The sequence below is a fragment of the Jannaschia sp. M317 genome (genome assembly GCF_025141175.1).
Lineage (GTDB): Bacteria > Pseudomonadota > Alphaproteobacteria > Rhodobacterales > Rhodobacteraceae > Jannaschia.
Genome location: NZ_CP081155.1, coordinates 1,805,935 through 1,831,597, shown reverse-complemented (window position 1 = coordinate 1,831,597; position 25,663 = coordinate 1,805,935). Strand labels below are relative to the sequence as shown.

23 protein-coding genes and 1 CRISPR repeat array are annotated in these 25,663 nt (G+C 63.7%); of the genes, 3 read left to right on the top strand and 20 right to left on the bottom strand.

The annotated features are described in order from the left end of the window. Nucleotides 1-184: 184 nt before the first annotated feature. The 3 genes from cas9 to cas2 are packed head-to-tail and all read left to right on the top strand — an operon-like array spanning nt 185 to nt 4,758. Nucleotides 185-3,445: a type II CRISPR RNA-guided endonuclease Cas9 gene (gene cas9 / locus K3551_RS09495; protein WP_259912785.1), complete on the top strand. Its 3,261-nt coding sequence runs from the start codon at nt 185-187 to the stop codon at nt 3,443-3,445. 60 nt (nt 3,446-3,505) lie between these two features. Continuing rightward, nucleotides 3,506-4,417 (top strand): type II CRISPR-associated endonuclease Cas1, encoded by a 912-nt coding sequence (gene cas1, locus K3551_RS09490; protein WP_259912783.1) that lies wholly within the window; start codon nt 3,506-3,508, stop codon nt 4,415-4,417. Beyond that, nucleotides 4,414-4,758: a CRISPR-associated endonuclease Cas2 gene (gene cas2 / locus K3551_RS09485; RefSeq protein WP_081533142.1), complete on the top strand. Its 345-nt coding sequence runs from the start codon at nt 4,414-4,416 to the stop codon at nt 4,756-4,758. The genes cas1 and cas2 overlap by 4 nt, the downstream gene beginning before the upstream one ends. A 73-nt stretch (nt 4,759-4,831) precedes the next feature. After that, nucleotides 4,832-7,107: a CRISPR direct-repeat array (repeat unit 36 nt; unit sequence AGTTTAGCTGTTCAGAATTCGAGGTCCAGCCGCAAC). Nucleotides 7,108-7,385: 278 nt separating this feature from the next. Here the strand turns inward: cas2 and K3551_RS09480 are convergent. From K3551_RS09480 to K3551_RS09385, 20 genes are all read right to left on the bottom strand, one after another. Continuing rightward, on the bottom strand, nt 7,386-7,622 hold the full coding sequence (locus K3551_RS09480) for a hypothetical protein (protein ID WP_259912779.1): 237 nt from the start codon (nt 7,620-7,622) through the stop codon (nt 7,386-7,388). Between the two features lie 11 nt (nt 7,623-7,633). Further along, nucleotides 7,634-8,332, bottom strand: coding sequence for a TIGR02594 family protein (locus K3551_RS09475; RefSeq protein ID WP_259912778.1), 699 nt, complete (start codon nt 8,330-8,332; stop codon nt 7,634-7,636). A 46-nt stretch (nt 8,333-8,378) separates the two neighbouring features. Then, nucleotides 8,379-8,993, bottom strand: coding sequence for a hypothetical protein (locus K3551_RS09470; protein ID WP_259912776.1), 615 nt, complete (start codon nt 8,991-8,993; stop codon nt 8,379-8,381). A 16-nt stretch (nt 8,994-9,009) separates the two neighbouring features. Then, a complete protein-coding gene (locus K3551_RS09465) occupies nt 9,010-9,420 on the bottom strand; it encodes a DUF4376 domain-containing protein (protein ID WP_259912775.1) in 411 nt (136 codons plus the stop codon). Beyond that, complete coding sequence (locus K3551_RS09460) at nt 9,417-9,728, bottom strand: hypothetical protein (protein WP_259912773.1); 312 nt, start codon at nt 9,726-9,728, stop codon at nt 9,417-9,419. The genes K3551_RS09465 and K3551_RS09460 overlap by 4 nt, the downstream gene beginning before the upstream one ends. Before the next feature lie 12 nt (nt 9,729-9,740). Continuing rightward, nucleotides 9,741-10,286 (bottom strand): hypothetical protein, encoded by a 546-nt coding sequence (locus K3551_RS09455; protein ID WP_259912771.1) that lies wholly within the window; start codon nt 10,284-10,286, stop codon nt 9,741-9,743. Continuing rightward, nucleotides 10,286-11,170 carry a hypothetical protein gene (locus K3551_RS09450; protein ID WP_259912769.1) on the bottom strand — a complete coding sequence of 295 codons (885 nt, stop codon included), beginning with the start codon at nt 11,168-11,170 and terminating at the stop codon, nt 10,286-10,288. The genes K3551_RS09455 and K3551_RS09450 overlap by 1 nt, the downstream gene beginning before the upstream one ends. Nucleotide 11,171: 1 nt before the next feature. Further along, a complete protein-coding gene (locus tag K3551_RS09445) occupies nt 11,172-17,579 on the bottom strand; it encodes a phage tail tape measure protein (RefSeq protein ID WP_259912767.1) in 6,408 nt (2,135 codons plus the stop codon). Between the two features lie 46 nt (nt 17,580-17,625). Continuing rightward, nucleotides 17,626-17,883: a hypothetical protein gene (locus tag K3551_RS09440; RefSeq protein ID WP_259912766.1), complete on the bottom strand. Its 258-nt coding sequence runs from the start codon at nt 17,881-17,883 to the stop codon at nt 17,626-17,628. A gap of 68 nt (nt 17,884-17,951) precedes the next feature. Then, entirely contained in the window at nt 17,952-18,335 is a 384-nt protein-coding gene (locus K3551_RS09435; protein WP_259912765.1) for a gene transfer agent family protein, read from the bottom strand. Further along, complete coding sequence (locus K3551_RS09430) at nt 18,335-18,775, bottom strand: phage tail tube protein (protein ID WP_259912764.1); 441 nt, start codon at nt 18,773-18,775, stop codon at nt 18,335-18,337. The genes K3551_RS09435 and K3551_RS09430 overlap by 1 nt, the downstream gene beginning before the upstream one ends. A 3-nt stretch (nt 18,776-18,778) precedes the next feature. Then, nucleotides 18,779-19,189, bottom strand: a complete 411-nt coding sequence (locus tag K3551_RS09425; protein ID WP_259912763.1) for a DUF3168 domain-containing protein — start codon at nt 19,187-19,189, stop codon at nt 18,779-18,781. Further along, nucleotides 19,158-19,598, bottom strand: coding sequence for an HK97-gp10 family putative phage morphogenesis protein (locus K3551_RS09420; RefSeq protein ID WP_259912762.1), 441 nt, complete (start codon nt 19,596-19,598; stop codon nt 19,158-19,160). The genes K3551_RS09425 and K3551_RS09420 overlap by 32 nt, the downstream gene beginning before the upstream one ends. A gap of 14 nt (nt 19,599-19,612) precedes the next feature. Further along, nucleotides 19,613-19,975 (bottom strand): head-tail adaptor protein, encoded by a 363-nt coding sequence (locus K3551_RS09415; RefSeq protein ID WP_259912761.1) that lies wholly within the window; start codon nt 19,973-19,975, stop codon nt 19,613-19,615. Next, nucleotides 19,972-20,541 carry a head-tail connector protein gene (locus K3551_RS09410; RefSeq protein WP_259912760.1) on the bottom strand — a complete coding sequence of 190 codons (570 nt, stop codon included), beginning with the start codon at nt 20,539-20,541 and terminating at the stop codon, nt 19,972-19,974. Before K3551_RS09410 ends, K3551_RS09415 begins: the two co-directional genes overlap by 4 nt. A gap of 1 nt (nt 20,542) precedes the next feature. Continuing rightward, nucleotides 20,543-20,728 carry a hypothetical protein gene (locus K3551_RS09405; RefSeq protein WP_259912759.1) on the bottom strand — a complete coding sequence of 62 codons (186 nt, stop codon included), beginning with the start codon at nt 20,726-20,728 and terminating at the stop codon, nt 20,543-20,545. Between the two features lie 78 nt (nt 20,729-20,806). Next, the gene (locus K3551_RS09400; protein ID WP_259912757.1) at nt 20,807-22,036 is read right to left on the bottom strand and encodes a phage major capsid protein; all 1,230 of its coding nucleotides are present in this window, start codon (nt 22,034-22,036) and stop codon (nt 20,807-20,809) included. A 32-nt stretch (nt 22,037-22,068) separates the two neighbouring features. Then, entirely contained in the window at nt 22,069-22,737 is a 669-nt protein-coding gene (locus K3551_RS09395) for an HK97 family phage prohead protease (protein WP_259912755.1), read from the bottom strand. Further along, entirely contained in the window at nt 22,721-23,962 is a 1,242-nt protein-coding gene (locus K3551_RS09390; RefSeq protein ID WP_259912753.1) for a phage portal protein, read from the bottom strand. Before K3551_RS09390 ends, K3551_RS09395 begins: the two co-directional genes overlap by 17 nt. Then, nucleotides 23,962-25,662 carry a terminase large subunit gene (locus tag K3551_RS09385; protein ID WP_259912751.1) on the bottom strand — a complete coding sequence of 567 codons (1,701 nt, stop codon included), beginning with the start codon at nt 25,660-25,662 and terminating at the stop codon, nt 23,962-23,964. The genes K3551_RS09390 and K3551_RS09385 overlap by 1 nt, the downstream gene beginning before the upstream one ends. Between the last annotated feature and the right edge of the window lies 1 nt (nt 25,663).

Below are 25,663 nucleotides of genomic sequence, written 5' to 3'. Positions count from 1 at the left end.
CTAATACCAAAAAAGGAAACGCGCCCCGTAGGACGCGTTTCAATGTGGTGCTACTTCGAGCTTGTTAACGGCTCGACCGCAAATTCTGAACGCTTCTGTTTTGGCACAAGGCAACAGCGTTTTCAAGTTGCATCCTGTTCGATCGTCCGGAATCCTTTGCAGGACTGCAACTTGGGTGGTGAATATGCGTTTGGGTCTCGATATCGGCACGAACTCCATCGGCTGGTGGCTGTACGAAACCGACGGAGCCGGGAGTGCCGCCCGGATCACGGGTGTGATGGGCGGCGGTGTTCGGGTCTTCCCTGACGGTCGAGAACCTGCCCCCGAAGGAAAGACCGGTCTGCCTTTGGCGGTTAAGAGACGGGCCGCCCGCGCTATGCGTCGCCGCCGTGACCGCTACCTCCGTCGCCGCGCTACGTTGATGAAGGTCTTGGCCAATGCGGGGCTGATGCCCGCCGATCCAACCGAGGCAAAATCGTTAGAGACGTTGGATCCTTACGCTTTACGGGCAACCGGACTAGATGCGGCGCTGCCGCTGACGCATCTGGGCCGGGCGCTGTTTCACATCAACCAGCGTCGTGGCTTCAAATCCAACCGCAAGACAGATCGCGGCGTTAACGAAAGCGGTATAATCAAGGACGCTACCGCGCGGCTTGAGCAGGCGATGATGGCCAGCGGTGCCCGCACCTATGGCGAATTCCTGCACACGCGGTGCCAGCGCTTGAAGGAAAAGCCCAGCACGGAACCCAACATAAACAAGGATGGCACACGGCTGGACTACCGTAATGTGCCATCCGTGCGAACCCGTCTGTCTATCGCCAAGCGGGATGGTCCAGAAAGCAAAGAAGAAGCCGGGTATGATTTCTACCCCGACCGCAAACACCTAGAGGAAGAATTTCACAAACTCTGGACGGCGCAGGCGGGCCACCACCCTGAGCTGACCGAGGATCTGCGCGGCCTCGTGTTCGAGAAAATCTTCTTTCAACGCCCCCTGAAAGAGCCAAAGGTCGGGCTGTGTCTGTTTACAGCGGAACAGCGTCTGCCCAAGGCCCACCCCCTGACGCAGCGGCGTGTGCTGTGCGAAACTGTCAATCAATTGCGCGTGACGGCCGACGGGCGGGAAACACGTCCGCTGACCTTGGCGGAACGCGACCAGATCATCCACGCGCTGGACAACAAGAAGCCCACGGCGTCGTTGAAATCAATGTCCATGAAATTGCCCACACTGGCAAAAGTGCTGAACCTGCGCGAAGGTGAGCGGTTCACCTTGGAAACCGGCGTGCGCGACGCAATCGCCTGCGACCCGGTCCGCGCCAGTCTCTCGCATCCTGATCGTTTCGGCCCGCGCTGGTCTGTCCTGGATTTCGACGCGCAATGGGAGGTGATCTCGCGCATCCGAAAGGTGCAAAGCGATGCCGATCACGCTGCGTTGATAGACTGGCTGATGCACGAGCATGGGCTCGACCGCAAACACGCCGAAGAGACCGCCAAGGCGCGACTTCCCGAGGGCTATGGGCGGTTGGGGCTGACGGCCACCACGCACATCCTCGAAAACCTCCAAGCCGATGTAATAACCTATGCGGACGCTGTAAGCGCCTGCGGCTGGCACCATTCGGACCGGCGGACAGGCGAATGCCTCGACCGCCTGCCATATTATGGCGAGGTGCTCGACCGGCATGTCATTCCGGGAACCTATGATGAAAACGACGACGATATCACCCGCTTTGGCCGCATCACCAATCCGACCGTGCATATCGGGCTCAATCAGCTGCGGCGGTTGGTGAACAGGATCATCGAGGTTTACGGCAAACCCGATCAGATCGTTATCGAACTGGCACGGGAACTGAAGCAATCCGAACAGCAGAAAGCTGACGCAATGAAGCGCATCCGCGACACGACCGCGGCCGCGAAGAAGAGAAGCGAGAAGCTCGAAGAACTCGGCATCGAAGACAATGGCCGAAACCGGATGCTCCTGCGGTTGTGGGAGGATCTGAACCCCGACGATGCGATGCGGCGGTTCTGCCCCTACACGGGCGAACGCATCTCGGCCGCGATGATCTTTGACGGCAGCTGCGACGTCGATCACATCCTGCCCTACTCACGCACCCTGGATGACGGTTTCGCCAACCGCACGCTTTGCCTGCGCGAAGCCAACCGCGAAAAGCGCAATAAGACCCCATGGGAAGCGTTCGGCGACACCCCGAAATGGGACGCCATCGAAGCCAACCTGAAGAACCTGCCCGACAATAAACGCTGGCGCTTTGCCCCGGACGCGATGGAGCGGTTCGAGGGCGAGAACGATTTTCTCGACCGTGCACTGGTCGATACGCAATATCTCTCCCGGATATCGCGCACCTATCTGGATACGCTTTTCACCGAGGGCGGTCACGTCTGGGCTGTGCCCGGTCGTCTGACCGAAATGCTGCGGCGGCACTGGGGGCTGAACTCCCTTTTGAGCGATAAGGATCGCGGGGCCGTCAAGGCCAAGAACCGCACCGATCACCGCCACCACGCCATCGACGCCGCCGTGGTCGCCGCGACGGATCGCAGTTTGCTGAACCGGATCAGCCGCGCTGCCGGGCGAGGCGAACAGGACGGCCAATCGGCCGAACTCATCGCACGCGACACTCCACCGCCTTGGGAGGTTTTTCGCGGTGATCTCGAAGTTCAGCTCGGCAAGATCGTGGTCAGTCATCGCCCCGACCATGGCAGGATCGACAAGGAGGCGCGCAAGCTGGGACGGGACAACACCGCCGGACAGCTGCATCAGGAAACAGCCTATTCCATTGTCGATGATATGCATGTTGCCAGCCGGACCGATCTGCTTAGCGTGAAGCCCGCGCAATTGCTGGACGAGCCCGGTCGAAGCGGCCAGGTACGAGACCCGCAGTTGCGCAAGGCGCTGCGCGTGGCGACCAGCGACAAGACCGGCAAGGACTTTGAGAAGGCCCTGCGTGATTTCGCGGCCAAGACCGGCCCATATCAAGGCATCCGCCGGGTGCGCATCATCAAGCCCTTGCAAAAGCAGGCGCGCGTTCCTGTGCCGGCGCAGGACCCGATCAAGGCCTACCAGGGCGGCAGCAACCACGTGTTCGAGATCTGGCGGGAGCCCAATGGCAAGATCCAGCCTCGCGTCATCACCACTTTCGAGGCTCATGCGGAGGAAAGCCCGAAACACAAGCGCCATCCCGCCGCCAAGCGTCTATTGCGTGTGCACAAAGGCGACATGGTTGCGCTGGAACGGGACGGTCGAACAATCATCGGACATGTTCAGAAAATGGACATTGCGAATGGCTTGTTCATCACGCCGCATAACGAAGCGAACGCAGCGGAGCGCAAATGCTGGATTCAGATCGCCGCACGCCCCGCAGTTGCATCCGGGATTCGCAGTGTATCTGTCGATGAAATTGGCCGTCTTCGCGACGGAGGCGTGAAGCCCACATAGGCCGGATTCGCCCGAATCGACAAAACGTGTCAATCTTCCAATGGCTTGGAGGGTGAAGGCATGGATCAGATCGTGGATATCTCGACCGACGGGCGGCATCTCTCGCGCGACCGGGGCTTTCTGAAGGTTAGCGAGGGCGCACAAGAAATCGGCCGCATCCCGCTCGACCAGATCGCGGGGGTGATAGTGCACGCCCATGGAACCACGTGGTCCACCTCACTTTTGACCGAACTCGCCGATCGCGGCGCTCCGGTCGTTTTGTGCGGGGCGAACCATGCCCCTCGGTCAGTCCTCCTCCCGCTTGAGGGACACCACGCGCAGGGCGCCCGATTGCGCTCCCAATGGCAGGCGAAGGCCCCACTGATCAAGCAAGCCTGGAAACAGGTGGTGATCTGCAAGATCGCCATGCAAGCCGCCGCGCTGGATGCCATGGGTGAGCCTTACGCGCCCGTCGCCATGCTCATGCGCAAGGTAACCAGCGGTGACAGCACAAACGTCGAAGCTCAGGCCGCCCGCTATTACTGGCCACGCATGATGGGGGAAGAGTTTCGGCGGGACCGCGCGGCCCCCGATCTCAATGCGCTGTTGAACTATGGATATACCGTCCTGCGGGCAGCAACCGCCCGCGCCGTCGTGGCCGCCGGATTGCACCCCACCATCGGACTGCACCATTCCAACAGAGGCAACGCTTTTGCCCTGGCAGATGACCTGATGGAACCGTTCCGTCCCCTGGTGGATTGCTGCGTTCGCAGGCTTTCGGAGCGAAATGGGCCTAAGGTGGATACCGAAGCCAAAACGACATTGGCCCGGCTTATCGCACTCGATCTGCCCTTGGGCGGCGGCATGACACCAGTGTCCGTAGCGCTTGGAAAACTGGCTGTTTCACTGGGTCAGAGCTTCGAGACCAGACGCCTGAACCTTGCTCTGCCTTCGCCGCCCGATGCTCTTACCCTCGCAGGGTTGGGGTCATGACCACAGCACCTGTCTACCTGTCTGGATACCGGATCATGTGGATTCTCGTGATGTTTGATTTACCAACCGACACCAAGCCGCAGCGGAAGGCGGCGACGGACTTTCGGAACTTCTTGCTGGATGAAGGGTTCGAGCGCAGCCAGTTCTCGGTCTATGCCCGCTTCGTCAACGGCAAGGAGGCGTTCCAGACGCGCGTGAACCGTATAGAGCGACATCTGCCCGACAAGGGCGACATCCAGATCCTAAACTTCACCGACCGGCAATATCGTGATATCGTTCACTTTTCGGATCAGGGCCGCAGGGCGGCCCGGAAGAATCCGGAGCAACTGGCGCTGTTTTGATGAAGATTCTTCGGTTTGCCTCAACCGTCCCATCTCAAGAGTCCTGTGATTTCAGGAGCTTGGGAGAGGACGGAGTTTAGCTGTTCAGAATTCGAGGTCCAGCCGCAACTGCCTCAGCCCGTGGGGACCGGCCACTGAAGTTTAGCTGTTCAGAATTCGAGGTCCAGCCGCAACAGGCCAGCGACGTTGTGAAATACTGGCAGGAGTTTAGCTGTTCAGAATTCGAGGTCCAGCCGCAACGTGTCGATCGTCAGGGGCCGGGTGATCGCCAGTTTAGCTGTTCAGAATTCGAGGTCCAGCCGCAACTCGCAAGGCTGTTTCCCCACCCAAGCCTACAGTTTAGCTGTTCAGAATTCGAGGTCCAGCCGCAACCTCCGACACGTTGTAGAAGCTGGAGAGGTCAGTTTAGCTGTTCAGAATTCGAGGTCCAGCCGCAACATCATCCGGCACGGCACCTATGTCGAGTGAAGTTTAGCTGTTCAGAATTCGAGGTCCAGCCGCAACCCGTCAGTCGTGAGGAAGTAGCCATCGACCAGTTTAGCTGTTCAGAATTCGAGGTCCAGCCGCAACCCTGCACCGAATGACGCGGCGTTCTGCCTCAGTTTAGCTGTTCAGAATTCGAGGTCCAGCCGCAACGCCAGTCGGGCTGCTCCGATCTGGTCAAGAGTTTAGCTGTTCAGAATTCGAGGTCCAGCCGCAACTCGAGCAGTGCAGTGTCGCTCCCGGCGTAGAGTTTAGCTGTTCAGAATTCGAGGTCCAGCCGCAACTAACCAGTCTTTGATTTGATCTGGACTATTAGTTTAGCTGTTCAGAATTCGAGGTCCAGCCGCAACCCCGGCCCAACGCGGCCCATGATCCAAGCGAGTTTAGCTGTTCAGAATTCGAGGTCCAGCCGCAACCGTCGTTGGCGTCGCCACATATAGCCACGCAGTTTAGCTGTTCAGAATTCGAGGTCCAGCCGCAACCGCACCGGCGTCATCACGCGGGACCCGGTGAGTTTAGCTGTTCAGAATTCGAGGTCCAGCCGCAACGATCGTAGCGGAGGGGGCATTATCAAACGGAGTTTAGCTGTTCAGAATTCGAGGTCCAGCCGCAACGTAGGCTGGAAGGTGGACAGCGTTCGCATAAGTTTAGCTGTTCAGAATTCGAGGTCCAGCCGCAACGGCGGGGCGCGATGCCCTAGAAGCCTGCGCAGTTTAGCTGTTCAGAATTCGAGGTCCAGCCGCAACCAAGGCCGACTGTGAACAGCGCTAGCGGAAAGTTTAGCTGTTCAGAATTCGAGGTCCAGCCGCAACACGTGCTTCGTGATGTCAATGCCAGCGGCAAGTTTAGCTGTTCAGAATTCGAGGTCCAGCCGCAACCTCGCGGAGCCGATGGACACGGTCTGCATCAGTTTAGCTGTTCAGAATTCGAGGTCCAGCCGCAACCCAAGGAGTTGCCCCCCAAGCCGGATCGCAAGTTTAGCTGTTCAGAATTCGAGGTCCAGCCGCAACTCGGCGGACTACATTCGCGACCTTGAGGCCAGTTTAGCTGTTCAGAATTCGAGGTCCAGCCGCAACTCCGGTTGGCAAGCCCTCGCCATCACCGGCAGTTTAGCTGTTCAGAATTCGAGGTCCAGCCGCAACAGTCCCCAAAAACATGGCCGACTGCCCGCAGTTTAGCTGTTCAGAATTCGAGGTCCAGCCGCAACGCAGCCACGCAAGAACTGGCTGACAAAGTTAGTTTAGCTGTTCAGAATTCGAGGTCCAGCCGCAACCTGAACCGCCATGTTCAGTTTTGAACGTGCAGTTTAGCTGTTCAGAATTCGAGGTCCAGCCGCAACCCTAACGGTCAGTCGTTTGTCGGACAGCTTAGTTTAGCTGTTCAGAATTCGAGGTCCAGCCGCAACCATCAAGCGAGCGCAGAAAAATACTCATTGAGTTTAGCTGTTCAGAATTCGAGGTCCAGCCGCAACCGGCGCCTGCGTTGGCAGGCCTCGTCGAGAGTTTAGCTGTTCAGAATTCGAGGTCCAGCCGCAACGGGATCTTCAAGGAAGTCATGCGCCTGGAAAGTTTAGCTGTTCAGAATTCGAGGTCCAGCCGCAACGTCTGATGCAAATACACCTCCCGGGTGATCAGTTTAGCTGTTCAGAATTCGAGGTCCAGCCGCAACTTTACGACCTTGGCGTCCTACATGATCGCGAAGTTTAGCTGTTCAGAATTCGAGGTCCAGCCGCAACGTGCCGTCGAACACAGGCTGAGAGGCGAATAGTTTAGCTGTTCAGAATTCGAGGTCCAGCCGCAACTGCGCGGGTCGGGGCAATCCTTGACCTTAAGTTTAGCTGTTCAGAATTCGAGGTCCAGCCGCCGTTCCGAATGGCTGTTATTTATGAGTTCGACTCGTGCATTCGCATGTGCAGCGAATATCCAGATTCCGCCCTTTCCGACAACATTGCACGATAGACAACTCATATGCGGCTAGGGTTTTAGCTGCTTCGCCACCCTCGCCCCAAAATGCCCTCGGCCCTGCCCTGACGCCGCCCCGGCGGGCTGAGATGCCCGAACCGGGCAACTGCTATCCGCTCCAAGAGAAGCGTCAAGGCCCTCCGCCGCTGACGAGACAGCGCGCGCGGTCTATGCTGGACGCTGTTAGCCACCCCGCCCCATCCGCGCGGCCGACGCGGCGGTGATCGACGTGGTGAACCAGGTGCGCAGGATCCAAGTGGCGATGGCCTGCCCCGAGCCGATCATAACGACGATCTCCGCCTGGATGTCCGCCGGCACGTCCAGGCCGAAGAACGCGACGACCTGCGCCGCGATGCCGATGGCCTGGGTCCAGTTGATCTTGGACCGCAGGGCCGACTTGATTCTGGTGGTGACTTGCATGGGGGCCTCCTTCAGGCTTCGTTGGTAGACAGGGGCTGACCCGCGCGGGACAGCCGGATGATCGTCCCGGGCGCGGCTTGGCCATGGGGCCAGCGCGCGCGCAGCAGGCGGGTCTTCGCGATGCGGGTGACGGTGACGGCGTCCGATTGGTTTCCGCCAAGGACATGGAACGCGGTTGCATCCTCGCCCCAGTAGAACCCGACGTGTCCCTTCCAGCCTGACGGCGCGCCCCTCCAAAAGGTCAGGACCGCCCCGAACTGCGGCGCGACCTCGTTGCCGAACCGGCCCCAGTTGCGCGCGCCCAACGGGTTGTCCGGCAGGGCGATGCCAGGTTCCCAGCGGCGCATGACGGTCGCGACAAAAGCCCCGCACCAGGGGATCTCGCGCGGGTCGATCCAGGCCACGGACCGGTCGAACCAGGCGCGCAGGCGGGCCGTGTCGCGCGCTTCGTGCAGGCCCTTGATCCGTGCGGCCTCGGCCATCCAGGGAATCGCCTGCCGGGCGTCCAGCGCCCCGTTCCCGATCGGCACCGCGCCGGTCAGCGCCTCCCAGGTCAGGGGCCCGACGTAAGGTCGCGCCCGGAATCCGACGGATCGCTTGAAGACGACCACGGCGGCATCCGTCCGGGGCCCCTTGATGCCGTCCTCGACCAGCGGGCCAAAGCCCAGGCGGTTCAGACGGCGCTGCAGCGTCAGCACATCATATGGCATGGCAAATCACCCCGCTGGCGGGGCCTCCTGTTGCATTGTGGGTTGATCACTCGTGCCGGGCGGCGGACCGCACCCGCACCTCGAAACACTCTTCGTCGGGGGCAATCGCCCCGTCTTCGGGCAACTGGCCGGGGCAGTTCAGATAGGCCGGGCGGACGCAGAGCTCCGCGTCAGGTTCCAGCGAGAATGGCGTCGACAGGGTAAAGGTCAGGTTGATCCAGGTCGTGTCGACATCCCGGGGCCGCCCGCTGACAATGGTGACGTCGTGGGTCTCGTTGTCGCGGGGGTTGCGATAGTAGTAATCGGCCGAGCCTGGGATGATCTCGCAGGGCATCGCGTCGGGCAGTCGCCGGACCCGGACCTTGACCACGCAATTCACCCCGCTCACGCAGTGGCCGCGCACCGGCCCCGAACGGGGGCTGACCTCGAAGATGTTGGACGGCAGGCGCAGCCGATCGATGGCGCGGGCGTTGGCTGCGGTCGCGCGCGCGTTCTCGGCCACGCTTTCGGGCAGATGGATCATCGACACGGCCCAGGTGCGGAACGGCTCCCACGCGACGGCCACCACGATCGACAGCAGGCCCGCCGCGATCGCGCCATAGATCATCTTGCGGGCGACAGCGACGAAGGCCGCGCCCTCCTGGGCAAGTCGGTTCGTCATAGAACGACCCGACCGGCTATTGCGGCCAGTGCCGGTCGTCGGTGAAGTCGGCGGGCACGTCGCCGCCGTCCTTCATGCGCCAGGACGCACCATAGACGGCCTCCACCCAGGTCGCGCCCATGACGTAAAGCGCGATCATCTGATCGGGCGTCAGGCGGTGAACAACGTTTTCCGCATCACGAAACACGATGCCAGCCGACGTGTCGCCGCGCGCCTTGCGCAGGTTGGCCGCATTGAACAGCGCGAGCAGGTTCTGCATGTCCCCGATCCGTCCCTGCATCGGGACCGGTCCAAGGCCTGGAACGAAGACGGTCTGCCCCGCCGCGATCCGGCGGTCCCGCTCCGCGTTGACTGCCGCGCTCAGTCGCGCCCTGTCCGCTGTGGCCTTGTCTTCGGCGGTGATGATCTGCGTGAAATCGATGTTCATGCCGAGACCTCCGCATCGAAAGGCGGCAGGGTTACTGGCCCGTTCTCGGTCAGGGTGAGTGGTTGAGCAAACCGTGTCTCATCGGGCCCGGCAGGCCCATGTGGCAAGATCAGAGGGATCGTCAGGACCCCTCCTTCGCGCGTCACATCTCCAGCTACCCAAAGGGTGACGATGGCCGATCGAGGCAGGATAGCCCCCTCGGGAAGGGCCGAAAAATCAAACGCCTCTCCGTTCAGGATCAGCGTATCGCCCTGCCGGTCAACGGACAGGCTGTCGTCCCGGCGCACCGGGGAAAAGGTCAGTCTCATTTCGGGATTCCTTCAGAACCAGCGGCCAACGGCCGTCGCGACATATGTCCATGCGGTCGCCTGGGGGCCCGCGGCCGCCCATCCGCGCAGAACGGCCTCCGTCGTATTGCCACCAGAGATCGGTCTGACGGTCGCCCAATGGTTGACCTCCGATCGACAGCTGGCCGACAGGCGAGGCTCCCCGACGAACGAAGCGGGGTAGATCCAGTTCATGTCGGCGGTGCGGTAGTTCGTGGAAACGGCGATGTTGGCCGCGGTGCCATACAAGGCGTTGGAGGTGCAGATCTGCGTTCCGTCGGCGAACCGCACGTATGCGCCATTGGAATTGCTTCCGGGCTCGAAAAGCGACCCGGTGGGCGATCCCGACGATTGGCGCACGGTGCCCAGGATCGACGCATTGGACAGCCCACCGTTGATCTCATCGATCATCGAATTGATGCTGGATCGGAACGACGCCAGCGCCCCGACGAATGTCGCCGCATCGTCCTGAAAGTTTGCCGGATCAGCTAGGTTCGGCGCTTTCGGCAACGACGATATGGCAGTCAGCGGTAGTGCCATCACAGGGCCCCCTCTATTTCGAGTGTATAAAACGTCGTTCCGTCGGAACTGAGCGGGGCATCGTAGTTCGATGGGTATCCGTAGATCTGCACCCCGAACGCCTCCATGGCCTCGCCCGCAAACCAGACGGCCGGAACTGCATCCAGTTCAGTCACGACCCGCTTGATCTGCCTTTGTTTCTCGGTGGGCGCGGCAAACCTGAACGTGACGGTATCCGCAAAATCGCGCCGCACCAGGTTGGCACGACCAAAGTCGTCGCGCGATTTCACCGAGTAGCTGACGAAGTCCGGCTGCGTCCCGTCCAGCGTCGTCCCCAGATTCACAATGCGCCCCAGCACGATCTGGCCGACCCGCGCGGTGCCCGACCCGGCATCGACCGTGATCTCGATCGACGTGCCGTAACAGGCCACGTCGGCCAACAGCGCCTCGCTGTCGTACTTGATCGGTTCGGAGAAGAAATCGAACCAGTCCGAAACCTCGGTCCCGTCGACCAGGTCGACGGTGCGGTCGTATCCGGTTGCCGCGACCCGCACCCGCACGGAAAGACCCGCCAACCCAAAAAGCGCGATTCCCCGAACGACGCCGCTTGGCGTCAGCGTGTAGGTAATGCTGCCAGAACCCTCGGCCGCGTCCGTCAGGTAACCGTCGAACGGCTTCCAGCGATTTGTGGCACCGATCCTGATCCAGTTTGTGCCGTCGTCGTCCAGGGGGGCGTTGCCCAGATTATCAACCACCGCTTCATGGACGCCATGGTCCGCCGAAATGATGACACGGTCCCCCGCCGTATAGGAGGTGCCGGAATTCCATTCCGGATGATCGTTCTCCGGCAAATTGCTTGTCGACAGGATGCCGTCATTCACGACGATTGGATAAATCACGCGCATCCTACGCCCCTTCCGTCTGCAATTTCGTGCCATCGCCCGGGTTGGTCACGGCGATACCGATGCGGCGTTCGCGGTCGGCCATGCGGCCCAGCTTCTGCAGGTTCTCGCTATTCCTGAGACCGAACTGACGCTCTTGTGCGCGCAACTCGGAAATCTCGCGGCGCAGTTCCCGCACCTCGCGAATGAGCGCTTCGTTCCCGCCACCCATCATCGCCCGGGTCTGCAGCGCCGTATTGACGCGCGCGCCCCTGGGCAGCTCGACCAGTTCGGGGCCTCGCTCGCCAACCATTGCTACGCCACCCGGTGCGAAGTTGATGCCAGTTGCGTAGCCGGGGATCTTTACCCCCATGCTGGCCCAGTCAAAGGCAGACCTGGCCAGCTGGCGCTGGCCGCTCGCGATCTCCCCCCGCCCGTGCCGCTGGAAATGAAACTCCGGGGAACTCTTCACGTCGGAATAGGCGGCAAGATACGCATCGGGGCGGATATCCACCATGTTCGCCCCTACCAGCGACCGCAGGTAGGCGTTCAGCCGGTGCCCGCCGTTATCCATGACGATGGACGCCAGGTCATCGGCGTCGGAGAACTCGGCCACGCGGGCGGCAACAGCATTGCCGTGCCCTGCCGTACTGACACCCGCGATCTGTGCCATGTGCCGGATCTGGGCGTCCGTCGCATAGTGCTGGCCGCTACGGTTGCGCGCCAGGCCGTCTGCATAGTCTGTCAGCGCCGAGGATCGCGTCGCCGCTTCCTGCCTCAGGCGATCCGCGGCGAGCTGCGCTTCCCGCCCCGCTCCTTCGTCCCGGATCGTTTCGGCGAGTTGGCCGAGCGACTGCCGCAGGTTCCAGATGGGGCTCGATATGGCGGAGCGCGTCGTGGCGTCATACCACGTTCTGAAGGACGCGGACGGATCGAACGAAAACGACCCGCCGAGCGTCAGTCGACCGTTGCTGGAACCGTGGACGGCCGCAAGCAGCGCCGATTGCTGCGGGGTCATGTTCGACAGGACAACCGACCCCTTGAGGATCCGCTTGATGCTGTCGCTGTTCATCCGCAGAAGACTGATGCCGTCCGCGCTGACCTTCCCCTGCTCAAGCCACGCGCCACCACGCATCCGCTTGACGACGCTAGCGTCCGTCATGCGAAGAAGGTTGACACCATCGGCGCTGACCTTTGCGCTATCCAGCCACGCGCCACCGAGCATCCGCTTGACGATCCTGCCGTCGGTCATGCGAAGAAGGTTCACGCCATCGGTGCTGATCTTTCCTTTGTCGAGCCATGCCCCGCCGTGCATCCGCTTGACGACACTCTGGTGGCCCATCCGCAGCAGCGCCATTCCATCGGCGCTAATCTTCGCCTTGTCCATCCAGGCGCCACCGTACATGCGCTTGACGACACTGCTATCGGCCATGCGCAGGAGGCTGATGCCATCCGCGCTGATCATGCCCTGCCCCATCCACGCGCCGCCGCGCATGCGCTTGACGACGCTGCTATCCGTCAGCCGCAGAAGCAGGGCCGCATCGATGCTAGGGCGGACAAGATCCAGCCGACCGTCCATCCGCCGGGTGACGACCCCGGCGTCGGACAGCGCCCGAAGGAACAAAACACCATCGGGCGTCCACCCCGCCGGGTTCACGATGGCCTCGATGCGGCGCAAGGTCGTCACGCCCGCATCGAGCAACAGGCCCCGCTCTGCGGCCGACACGCTGCGCGCGAATGCCATCGCAACGGTCACCCCGCGCAGTGCGGCGGTATTCGCCTCCAGCAGCAACCGGCGGTGCGCCTGCGACAGACCAGACGACAGGACGCCCGTGATGTTCACGATCATCTGCCCCTGCCGTCCCAGCAGGACAGCGCGCGCCCAGGGCGCGATATCCGCCGCAAGGGCCGCAGTCACCGCCGCCGCGTATGTCCCGACCTCCCCGAAGACGATCTTGCGAACGTCGTCGTTGGTCGATCGGTGCAACGCGGCGCGGACGGCCACGTCATAGGCCCCGATATTGCTGAACGCCAAATGGATCGCGCGCGTGTCGGCCTGCGACGACAGCACCGCGTTCACAGTGCGCGACAACTCGGACGACCCCGTCAGCGCAAGCCGCATGGTGTCGCGGGGCAACTTGGTCCCGACGACCAGGTTGACGGTCTTGCGCAGGTCCGAAACCGACGCAAGCGCCAGGCGGTTCGTATCTGCGGGCAGCTTTGCACCCACCAGGAAATCGACGGTCTTGATGTGCTCGGACGCGCCGGTCAGGGCGATCCACCGCAGGTCCGGCGTAAGACCCGGCGCACGCACGATGTAGTCGATGGACGAAGTGACGCCCCGGGCGGCATCCGCCAGCATCCTGCGCAGGTACGGGGGCACGTTCGCGTCGGCGATCAGATCCACGCTGACCGACAGCCGCTCCTTCAGGAAGGCATAGTTGATCATCTCCGCAGATTGCAGCGCAGCTTCAAGCGCGCCGATTTGCCCGCTGAGCGCGTCAATTTGCGCAGGGTCCAGAGCGCCGCCCCCCGTCAGGTAGTCCTTCACTTCGCCCAGCAGGCTGATCTGATCCCCATGCAGCCCGGCGATGACGTCGTGCCGTGCGCCCTCGACATCCGAGACACCCGCCGCAAGGTTCAGATCGGACAGCACCCGTGCTTCGATCCGCGCCAGATCCACCCGGCTGCTTGCCGTCGCAGCCGCGCTGTCCAGCAACGCCCGCGCCGCGCCCGTCAGGTCACCCGCAGCGCCGTTGTCGCCCGCGATCGCCCGCGACAGGGCCGTCTGGAAACGCGCCTCGTTATATGCCCGCGCCTGCGCACCCGACACCAGCGCACCAGAGGTCCCGCGCAGTTCGGCAATCAGCCCGCGCAACGTATCCGCCGCGCGATACCACGTGGTCGCCGCCGTCTGGTTTGCGCGCATCGCCGAATTGGCCGTCGACAAAAGGCCGTCTATGCCCGTCGCCGCATTCCCCAAAAGAGCACCGACTTCTGCGGACAGATCCATGACCCCCGGCAGCACCTCCGCAAGCGCGCCGGAAAGCCCGATCAACTCAGCATAAAGCATCCGACCCGCCGCGGTCGTCAGGTCCTGCGCCTCGATCATGGCGCGGAACTGCGCGCGTGTCTCGGGCATCGTCTGGCCCAGGTCCCCAAAGGCGGCGCGGACCCGGCCCAGGGCGATGTCGAACTGTTCGGCCTCGGTATAGAAGGCGGAGAAATATGCCGTGCTGGCTGCGTTCATCGCATCAATGCCGCCGAAAGCATCCACCAGCCCGGAAGCCATATCCGCCCCATGCAGCGACAGGGTGAACATCCGATGCCCTAGCGTCTCAAGGATCTCGTTCGCCGACTGTATGGCTCCGCCCAGGCGTGTCAGCGTGTCATAGCTTGTCTCGCCCACGTGCGAATACTCGTTCGTCGTCAGGACGAGATCGGACATGCCGACAGCCAGCCCATCCAACTGCGCTTGCAGCTTCGCAGCCACTTCTTCTCCGGACTTTGCGTTCGGACCGCTGATCCAGACGGTAAACTGGTCGGTGGCGAAGTCCGCCGTCGCGTCGGACGCGAGGCCAAGGTTCGCGGCCATGTCGCGCACGTTGTCGCGGATCGCCTTGGCGGTGCCGTCCAGCATGGCCTGCGTCTCCGCCTCGATCGGCACCCGGACTTCCTTGTCGCCCCGGATCCAGCCACCGTCCCAGAAATCGGCGGAATGCCCGTCGAACCCCTCGCCAGACAGGCTGCCGCGCAGGAACCGACCGTCATACTCCTTCTTGAAGCCGCTCACGATGGCAGCGACGCCCGCCGCGATGATGCCCGCCGCAGGAAGCGCCGCACCGATTGCGCCCGCCCCGCCGACCTTGCCGGTGACAAGACCGCCAAGGTTCGCGAACGACGATCCAAGGCCGCCCCCCGTCAGGACACCGGACAGACCCGTCCAGGCCCCGGATATGGCCCCGCCGATGTTCGAAAGGATGCCGCCCTGCCCCAAAAGGCCGGCACCGCCCAACAGGTTGCCCAGGATACCCCCGCCGCCACCCGTGCCACCGCCCCCGACCGATGCGGAGGCCGCCCCGCCTGTAAACAGCGATGTGATCCCGCCCGACACGATGGACGTCAGGGACGACTTGGCCAGGCTCGCGAGGTCGGCAAACGCGCCCGACAGACCGCCGTTGGCCAGCCCGCCCGCGATCGCATCCCCCAGCTTGCGGGGTAGATCGGCCAGCCCGTTGCGCATCGTGTCGCTGACGCCCTCGGCCAGCGACCGGGCGGCATCCTCGACCCGTCCCTGCCCGTCCTCGATCCCGATGCCCAGACCGTCCGACAGGTCGCGCCCGATCTCCATCCATTCGCGCGATGGCGACCGGGTTCGGGTGGCCCGCCGGATGCTGGACCCGGCGCTGCGCGCGACCTCTGCCGCCGCGCCCTCGACTTCGGATTTACCGCCCAGAATCCCCAGGGTCAGACCGCTGATGGCATCCCGACCGATGTCGCGCAGATCATCCTTCCAGCCGACGACGGCACCGCGCAGCTGCGTCCAGATGCCCGCAATGGCGTCCAGAACCTCACCGACCTCGGCCGCGATGCCGTCGGCCAACCCCGCCACCAACTCCGCACCGACGGCAGGCAGGGACGCCACCCAATTCGCCAGCTCGGCCCCGGCGTCGACCACCAACCCCAGGACCGACGCGGTGACCGGGCCAAAATCGATCCCGCCCGTGATCCAGGGGGCAAGCTGGATCTCCCCCGTGATGTAATCGAAGAACCCGCGCAGCGATGCCCAGGCCGCGCCGAAATCGCTCTGCAGGACACCGGCAACCACGCCGGTTACGGCCTTGATCCCCTCGGTCAGCAGGCCCAGCGAATTAGCCACGCCCTCCAGCGCAAGCCCGGCGATGGCCCCCAGAACAGTCCCGATCTCGCGCATGCCCGTCGTGGCGGCATCCCCATCCTCACCCGCGAATACCCCCATGATCACACCGAAGGCGGCGGACAGGTTGTCCAGGATCGGCCCCAGATCATCTGCCGCGCCCTGCAACTTGTCACGGATCGGCCCGACGAACCCGTCGACCCCTTCCCGAAACCCGGCGAGCCCGGCTGTCAGGGACGCGGCGGCCCCGGCCGCCACGGACCCAATGGTATCGAATGCCCCGCGCATCAGGCCGATGCCGCCGGAAATCGCGCCGGTCACGCGCGGAAACCGGTCCTGCAGGCTTCCCCAGTTGCCGACGATATAAGCGATGGCACCGGCGCTGACCGCGCCGATGGCCGCGATCGGAAAGACCAGCGCACCCAGACCGGCGGCCAGCGCGGCGGCGGACATAGCCACCTCATCCAGCAGGTCCCAACCAGACAGGGCGCGCACGAAACCGGTCGCTGTCTGAACGGCCTGGCGGATCACTTCGGTCAGGCCACCCTCGCCAAGGGACAGCGTCAGACCCTCGACCGCCGAGGACAGTGATTTGAAATCGCCGTCCAACTGGTCGCGCATCGTCCTGGCCATATCGCCCGCCGCGCCCTCGGCTGCGTTCAGCGATCCGGTATAATCGCGCAGCTTGCCGATCCCCTCGATCAGGACCGCGCCGGACTTGGCATGTTCGGCCCCGAAGATCTGGGCCGCCTCGCCTGCTGTCAGCTCGGCATCGTGCAGCCGCTCCAACACACCGGTCAGGCCAAGCGCCTCGATGTCGACATCGGCCAGGGTCAGACCCGCCGACGCCAGACCGCGTTCGACGTCTTTCGTCGGCTTGATCATCCGGTTCATGACACCGGCCAGACCGACGCCCGATTGCGATCCCTGAATACCGGCATCCGACAGCACACCAATGGCCGCCGCCGTCTCTTCGATCGAGATATCCAGCATGTTGGCCACCGGCGCGGCGGACCGCATGGCGTCTCCCAGCTGCTGGACGTTGGTGTTGGAAATGCTTGCCGATTTCGCCAGGACATCCGACACGCGGCCCACCTCGGCCACCGGCAGACTGAACCCCGACATCACATTGGATGCGATGTCCGCCGCCTCGGCCAACCCCAACGCCCCGGCGGTCGCCAGCTCCAGGGTGCGCGGCAGGGCGTCCGTCGCATCCTGCGCCGAGAACCCGGCCTGCGCCAGAAAGGCCAGGCCACCCGCCGCCGCGCTGGCGCTGAATTCGGTCGTCTCACCCATCTCGCGGGCGACATCCCGCATCCGGCCGAATTCCTGCTCGGTCGCACCGCTGATCGCCTTGACCCTGGCCATCGACGACTCAAATCCACGCAGGGTCTGAACCGCCTGGCCCAGGCCCAGACCGGCCCCGGCCATCGCGGCAACTCCGGCCAGCCCGACACGCAGGCCCCGCAGACCGGTTTTCGCCCGCCCCACGCCTCGCTCGAACGCCGCACTGTCGAGGCTGATGTTAACCCGCAGCGCACCGATAATCGTAGACATCGCGTCTCCAGTCGTGGGTAAGAGAACAAGGGGAATGCGGTGCCCGTCAGGAACGGGCACCGCGTGCCGAAACCCGCGCCATGGCTGTCAGGCGACCGCGCACCTCCGCCGCCTCTCGGGCGCGACGGCGCGGGTCGTCGTCCGCCGGACCGTCCTGAGACAGCGGCGCATAACGCGGGATGTTTTTCGGATCGTGGTAGGCATGGGCCGTCAGGACGGCGGCCTCGTAGGCGACCGCGCGGGCCGCCTCATGTTGCCGCAGCAGGAACGCTTCGCGCCCCTTCAGGATACAGGCGGCTTCCACCGGACTCAGATCCCAGAACGGCTCATAGTCCAGACCGACGGCAAGCCACCGGTCGCGCAGGTCTTCGATCAGGCGGCCTTCGGGGCCGCCTTCGCTTTTCCCGACGCGGTCTTCGACGGGACCTCCGGGGCTGCGTCGCCCTGAACTTCCCCGGCTTCCTGATCGTTCTCCGCCTGCGGAAAGAACGCCTTGACCGCGGCCCCCAGGACCCGGCCCGCCTCGGCCACGTCCATCTCATCGACGATGGCGACGGCGGCGTCCGGATCGCAGCCCAGACCGCAGGCCAACATTTCGAACAACCGGGAAAAGTCGGTGCCGCCGCTGTCCTCGAAGGCACGCAACGCATCGATGAAGGATTCGTCGAGGCGCTTCTGGAAGGCAGCAAGGCGACTGATGGTCAGGCGGAACTCGTAGGTCTGGCCGCCCGCCTCGAACTCGACGGCGCCCCGCATCAGACGGTCGCCCCGGCGGTGTGCGACATGGCACCGCTGATCTTGATCATGACATCGAACATGATCTCCCCCTCGACGTCACCGTCCTGCATCGACGCAGTGGGATACCCCGACCACTCGAACACATCGCCGCCGGTCTGGTTGCCCATCGTGGGCAGCGTCGCGCGGTACTGGACCAGATCGCCGCTTTCGTCGTCGGCCAGCGCGTCGGCATAGCCGTCGGGCGTGTAGATGCAGGCAATGGTGACCTCGCCCGCATCCTTCAGACCCGGGATGAACTCGCGATAGCCATTCGGGCTGTCCAGGTTGGTGACATCCTTGAAGTCCTTGGACTTCTTCGGGATCCCGACACCTTTTGCCTTTGGGATGCTCTCCCAGGTCGTGCCAGCGTCGGTCGATTTCTCGATCGTGGCGCCATAGAGAATGCTCATTTCGGACATGTCTTATCTCCTGTAGTGGATACGAAAATCCGTGGATACGCGGAAGGGCCGGTCCGCAGTTACATCGCCCTCTCGCCCATCCCGTCTGCTGACGAGAAAGACGCCCATGATGGCACCGCCGCGATGACCGTTCAGAACGGCCTCGATCGCGCGGGACAGTAATTTCGCTTCGCCATAGGTCGCGGCATAGGCATCAACCTGCACCAACGCCGATCCCGTCCCGTTCGGGCCGTCCAGCGTGACACCCGACGTCCCGCCGACGACGTTCAGGACCACACCCGGAAACGGCACGCCCTGCGGATGCACGCCCCAATTCACTTCGGCGGTCAGGTCGGTGACGGTGGTCGCCCCGGTCAGCAGACCGATCAGAACCTCTTCCACGTCAGCGCCGCGCCCGTGCGGCGACGCGCGCAAGCGTCTTTGCGATTTCAATTCGCAACGCGTCGCCGATCCGGTCCAGCATGGCCCCCCGTTCGGATTCCCAGGCCGGACGCAGAAACGGCTGAGGTGCCTGTTTCGAGGATCCGAATTCCTGAAAGATTGCCTGCGGGTAGGGATAACCCTGACGCCCCCTGACGGCGGGTCCGATGAACATCTCCACGGTGCCCGACGACGGCTCCGGGTGACGCAACTTGTCGCGCCGAGACAGCCGGTGCGACACCGCCAAACCGGCCTCCAGGTCGCCCTCATCATAGGGCGACAAATCTGCCGCCAGTTGCGCCACAGGCTCTGCCGCCTTCTTCAGGACGCGGCGGCCCACGGCCTTCCGTGTGCTGCGCTTCAGCCGCTCCAGGTTGCGCTCCAGCTCGCGCATGCCTGTCATCTGCACCCTCATCGTCATCGGTCGGTCCGCGCCGTGGCCTCGAACACCAGGGCGACACGGCGACCCGCGCCCTCCCGAATGCCCGTGATTTCGTAGGTCACCCCGTCGCACAGGATACGGTCCTTCGATGTCACGTCTCGGGCCGCCGTGGACCAGCGCACGATGAATTCCGTCACCACCGTCGCGGCGATCCCGGCGGCAGACAGGCCTCCCTGCTGACCCATGCGCTCGCTTACCCGCAGATCCCGCTTGGCCGCCCAGATCGGATCACCCTGCACCACGAACGACCCGGACGCGTCGGACGTGCCAAAGGCATTCCCCCCGGCGGCCCGCCGCAGGATCTGAATCCTGCGGTCCAACTGGCCCGCGCCGATCACCCGAACCACCGATACGGGGCCAGCAGGGACGACACGCCCACGGGCAGGACGGCCAACCGGCTGTCGGCCACAGCTTCGCGGCGGGCATACATGTGCCCCACGATCAATCGGATGGCCTGCACGATGGGGGCCGGGACGTCCGCCGCGCTGCCGAACCCGAAGGTCACGTCCAGTTGCACGGGGTGATCCACATCGCCTGGCAAATCCGGCCCTGCCCCCGACAGCGTCAGGACCGCGCCGGTCACGCCTTCCTGCAAGGCCAGCGTGGCGGGATCGATGGCCGTCGTGCTTCCGTCCGCGCCGATGACCGATGCGGCGACCGCTTGGGCGTCCGGCATGACCAGCGACGTGCGCGCCGTCAGGCACGGCAACCGATAACGCCACACCTGCGTGACCATGCACCTACCCAGCGTCCCGGCCCACCCATCCAGGTGCCCGGTGGCCGCCGCGATCATCGATCCGATAACGGCATCCTGGTCGTCGCTTTCCTCGCGCAGGGCGGACTTGGCGTCCGACAGCGACAGCGGTGTTTCGGCTGGTGGCGCGATGCGGACCGGGCGCAGCATGTCAGCCCGCCTTGTTCTTCGGGGCCGCCTTCACGGCCTTGTTGGCGGCGGCCTGCGCTGCCTTGCCAGCAGGCCGCAGCACACCGGACGCAACCAGATGGGCCACGTCGCCCTCTTGTGCGTCGCGCAGGTCACCGGGCACGTAGGATCGATCACCTTCGTGGTGACGCAGAACTTCGAATTTCATGTCCGTCTCTCCGGAAATCGCCATGGAAAAAGGGGCGGGAAATCCCGCCCCTTTCAGGTCTTGCAATCCCGTCCGGGATCAGGCGGCCACAACCGCCAAGTCACCGTAAATGAAGGCTTCCGGGCGGTAGACCGCCAGGGCCAGCCGCTCTTCACACAGGATCGTCACCAGGTTCTTGACGAAATCGTCTTCGTTTTCCGTGGCCACTTCGATGCGCGCCTGCCAGCGGTCGAACACCTGCGCACCCAGCTGGAACGCGCCGGTCAGGAATTTGCCTGCCGCCATGGCCTGCGTAGCCACGACAGGCAGGCCCCACATGCTCGGCGCTGCATTGCCTTGCGGCTGTCCGATGATGTAGTTGCCGTCGTTGTCCTTCAGCATTTCCAGCTTGGACCAGTCGATGGGGTTCAGGACGTGGCCCGTCGCGGGGTATTCCGCCAGCACCGCCTGCAACTGCGCCAGGCGCAGGGTGTCCAGGATATTGGCAGCGTCCGGCACGAAGGCCGCGCTGAAGGCGGTAGCCTGCGGCACGATCCCCAACAGATTTTGCCCCGTGCCGTCCCCGTTGAGCAGCTGCAGCTCCTCCTTGTAGGCCAGACCATAGCGCAGGCGGCCATCGATATAGGTGCGCAGCATCGCCGCATCGTCCAGGATCTGCCGCGACGCCTTGGCATAATGCGCGATGACCTTGGCCGAGGTGCTGACCAGCTCCAGCTGGATGTCGGACTGGGGCTTTGCGGCCCCCTCCGCCACCGGGGCGGCATTGTTCGTGAACCCGGTTTCGCGCACATATTCCAGCGCCGATCCGTCCATCTGACCGGGCATGATCAGGTCGCGGATCGTCAGGCGGCGGTCCGGCGGGGTGATGATACCCGGCAGGCGCGTCGCATCGACCGCATCGCCCGCCGATCCGGCCGCATCCGTGGTGGCCGAGGTGATCGTGGCCTTCATGTGCAGCGACGCCTTGCCCCGGAAATCACCGCCTTTTTCCAGCAGCTCCTTGCCCTGATCGCTGTCGACAAACTGGAGCCCCAGCGTTTTCGCGCGCGCCGCAGCGGCTTCATGCCCCTGCGCCCGCGCCATCTTCTGGCCCAGCGTCGCGACCTGCTCCACGACTTCGTTCAGCTTGGTCAGCGCCTCATCCGCCGCCTGCTTCTGCGCGGCGGACAGCTGCTCCGACTTCTTGGCCCGGCCAAGGGCATCCTCGGCCAGCTCCTTCGCCTGATCCGCCGTCTTCGCGGCGATTTCCTGCGACTTCTTCAGCTCCGCGCCGATCTCGGCGGCGGTTTTCGGTTCATCCTGGGGCATCTTGCCCTCCTGTCTTTAGGGGTGTTCGACCGTCAGGCCACAAAGGCGCGCCAAAGCTGCGCCAGTTCACTGTCCGCCGCGACCGGATCCCCCGGTCCTTTCAGGTGGATGCGCGCGGCACGCTCCGCCTGTGAATTCGACAGCCCCAAGCTCCCCTTGAGCAACTGCTCGAATTCCCGTTCCGTCAGCCGCTCCCCGGCTGCCAGACGATCCTTCAATTCCAGCGCCGCGCGCGCGGCCTTGATGTTGGTGATTGTCGCGTTGTCGTTCGCGGGCACCGACACGACCGACACTTCGATCAGGTCCAGCTTTTCCAGCAGCCAGGTGTCGTCGTCCGTGTTGCGGGTGTATTCGACGATGCGATACCCGATCGACAGCCCGTCGATGTCGCCCGCCTTCAAAAGCTCATAGGCCTCCCGTCCACGCTGAACCTGCGTGTTAAGACGACCTTTGAGCAGCAGGCCCTTGCCGTCCTCTGCCGCTTCGGTCCAGCGACCGATCGGTTCCCGGCTGTCGTGCTGCCAGAACATTTTCGGCATCTTCCCGGACGCCAGGCTGTCGGCGTACGCCCCGGGGGCGATGATGTCTCCATGGGAATCCGGCTCCCCGCCGAATGTCGAACCATAGCCCTCGAACTCGCCGTTCTCCGACAGCTCCTTTACGTCCCAGATCGCCGGGGCATGTTTAAGCACTGCCTTCATTTTCAGGCTCCTGTGATTGCGAAATCGGGACGTTCTGGCTTTGCATCCGGGGCAGATCGCCGCCGGGCACCGGGGGCAGGCCTTCCAGGGCGCGCACCTCGTTGATGGTCATCGCACCGATCTGCGTCATCGTCTGATAGTAGGATGCGCGCCCGGCACTGTCGCCGCGCAGCAGCCCCTCGATGTTGAATTGGACCTTGATGCCCTGCGCCCGGTCCGCGTCGGTCAACAGCTGCTTGGCCACCGCCTGCTCGATCCGCTTCAGTCGGCGGCGCAGCGTGAATTTTTGAAAGCCCAGGGTCTGCTGTTCGATTCCGCTGCCCCAGCTGGTCGTCTTCTCGGTGTGACCCACCATGAACGGCGGCACCCCAAAGAACCGGCAGATTTCCTCGACGGAAAAACCGCGGCTTTCCAGCATCTGGGCATCTTCCGGCTTGATCGTCAGCGGCGTCCAGGTCGTGCCACCCTCCAGGATCAGGGGGCGGCCCGTGTTCATCGCACCCATGTATTTCTCGGTCATGCGCGTTTCCGCGAGCATCCGGTTTTCCTGCGAAAGCCACTCCGGGAAAACCAGCGCCCCGCTGGGCTGCATCCCGTTCTTGAACGTGGCCGCTGCCGTCCGGTCTACCGCGCGCGCAAGACCAAATACGCCCCGCGCATGGTGCAGCGTGGACAACCCGCCCAAGGGGTCGCCGCCAAAGCCGCGAACATGCAGTATCTCGCGGTCCGTCACGACCCGCTGCTTGCCGTGGTCGACCCAACGATATTCCAGCTCCCCATCCGTCCGCCGACGCACCTCCATCAGTTCCGGCGAAACGGGGTGGATCGCCACGATCCTTCCCGCGTCGCGGGTGACGACGGCATAGGCGTTCCCCCAAAGCTCCAGGCTGGCGGCGATGAACTCCCAAAAATCCAGGGCGGTCTGGTCGTAATTTGGGCTTTCGTGCAGCAGCCGATGCAGCGGGTGCCCTTTCAGGACCTCCACCCCCGACGCACCCCGTTTCTGGACTTGGAACGGCAGCGACGCGATCGTCCCCGCCAGTAGATTGACACAGGCCCAGACCGCCGAAAGGCCCAGGGCCGAGGCGGCGGGCACCGCCCGCCCGACCCCCCCATCGCCATCCGTGGCGCGGGCATTGTTCACGGTGATGTTCCCGCCGCTCGGCACGACGACAGATGTGCCCGCAAGGCCGATCAGCGACTTGAACCGCTCAACCACCCCCATCAGGATGCCGCCAGCGCCGCAAAGTATTCGTCGATGGTGCCCACCGCTTCGGCGACGGGGTTTTTATCCATCAGAATTGCCGCGTTGAACATCGCGATCAGGGGGTCGATCTTGCTCACGCCCGCGCGCTCCTTGGTGATCATGACGTTGTTTCCCCGTGCAATCGCTTTGGCATTGCCCATGCACCATTTCATCATCGGCTGATCCGCATGGCGCAGGGTGCGGTTCAGCGTCCGCCGCTCGATGCCCTTGATCGCGCCATTCAACTTGAACCCTTGCCCGACCGCTCCGACGCGCCCTTCGGGCATCCCCTCCAGGTCCAGTCGGTCCAGCAGGGCCGCGACACCCCAGTCGTCCAGCCCGATCGCTTCCTGCGCCGGAAACAGGCGCGCCGCCTCGATCCGCATGCAGATTTTGGCCATGTCGGCCACGTGCTTATCGACGTCCGCGTCGATGATCAGATCCCCGACCTCTGCCAGGTCCAGAAGGCGCGGCGCGATTTCCTGCCGGTTCTTCAGGACGTCGGGATGCACCCAGGCACAGCCCCAGACCAACCTGTCCCGCGTCTTCCGGTCGCGCCCCATGACGACCAGCGACGCCAGATCGTCCGCCCCGCCCAGATCGCCGCCCACGACGCAGACGTCCGACCGCGCCATCAGCCCATCAAGGTCATAGGTCAGGCCGCCGCAGCTCTCCCAATAGTCCGCCGCGACCCATCGTTCGCTGTGCAGCCCCAGACCGATCTCGACGTTCAGATGCTGGGACGCGAACGTTGCCAGCTTGTCCGGACCGTCTCGCTCCGCCTCGACCATCTTGTCGCGCAGATAGTCCAGGCTGACCGACCGCTCCAGGTTCGGATTGACCAAGCCCCATGTTTCGGGGTTTCGCCAGTCTTCCGCCTTTTGCATCGGGCGCGGGAACTCATACATCACCGGCAGGATGGGCAGCGACAGCGTGCCGTCGCGGACCTCGCGATAGCGGGTCAGCCGACGCTTGAACTCGCCGTGCGGCTCAACCTTCGATTGCGTCGTGATTTCCAGGAAGAAGCCTTCCGGGTTCGACGCAAGCCCGCCGGTCAACTCGATATACAGATCCCCGGCCTTCGGCTTGTGCGCCAGCACATGGGTTTCGTCGACCAGGATATACGCCGCCTTGGACCCGGTCACGATATCGCCATCCGCCGACAGGATGCGGATGATGGCACCCGTGGTCAGGTGGGTGATCATCTTGCGATGATCGGTGACATGAAAAATGGCCCGTAGACCTTCGTCCAGCGCGATTATCCCCCGACACTGCTTGAAGCTGATCCCGGCAATCGCCTGCGTTTCCGCGATCAGGATCAGCTCCGCCTCCGGACGTTCGTTCAGGATCGCGGCCACCAGGATGATGGCCGCCGAGATAGCCGACTTGCCGTTCTTTTTGGGGATCATCAGGAAGTATTCCCGGATCATCCTCCGTTTCGTCTCAGGGTCGTAGGCTCCGAATACGGCGCGCACAAAGTCGAAAACCCACGCCTCGCAGACCTCTCCGTAAGTCGGCGTTCCGATCAGATCCGGAACCCGCAACCGCTTGAAGATCTTGAGCGCCCGCTCCGCCGCCAGATCATGCAGCGGCAGGTCGGGTATCGGCGGACGTCCGGCCATGATCCGCGCTTCCCAATCCGGGCAGGCGGTCGACCAGTTGCGGCTATGGGCAGTCATG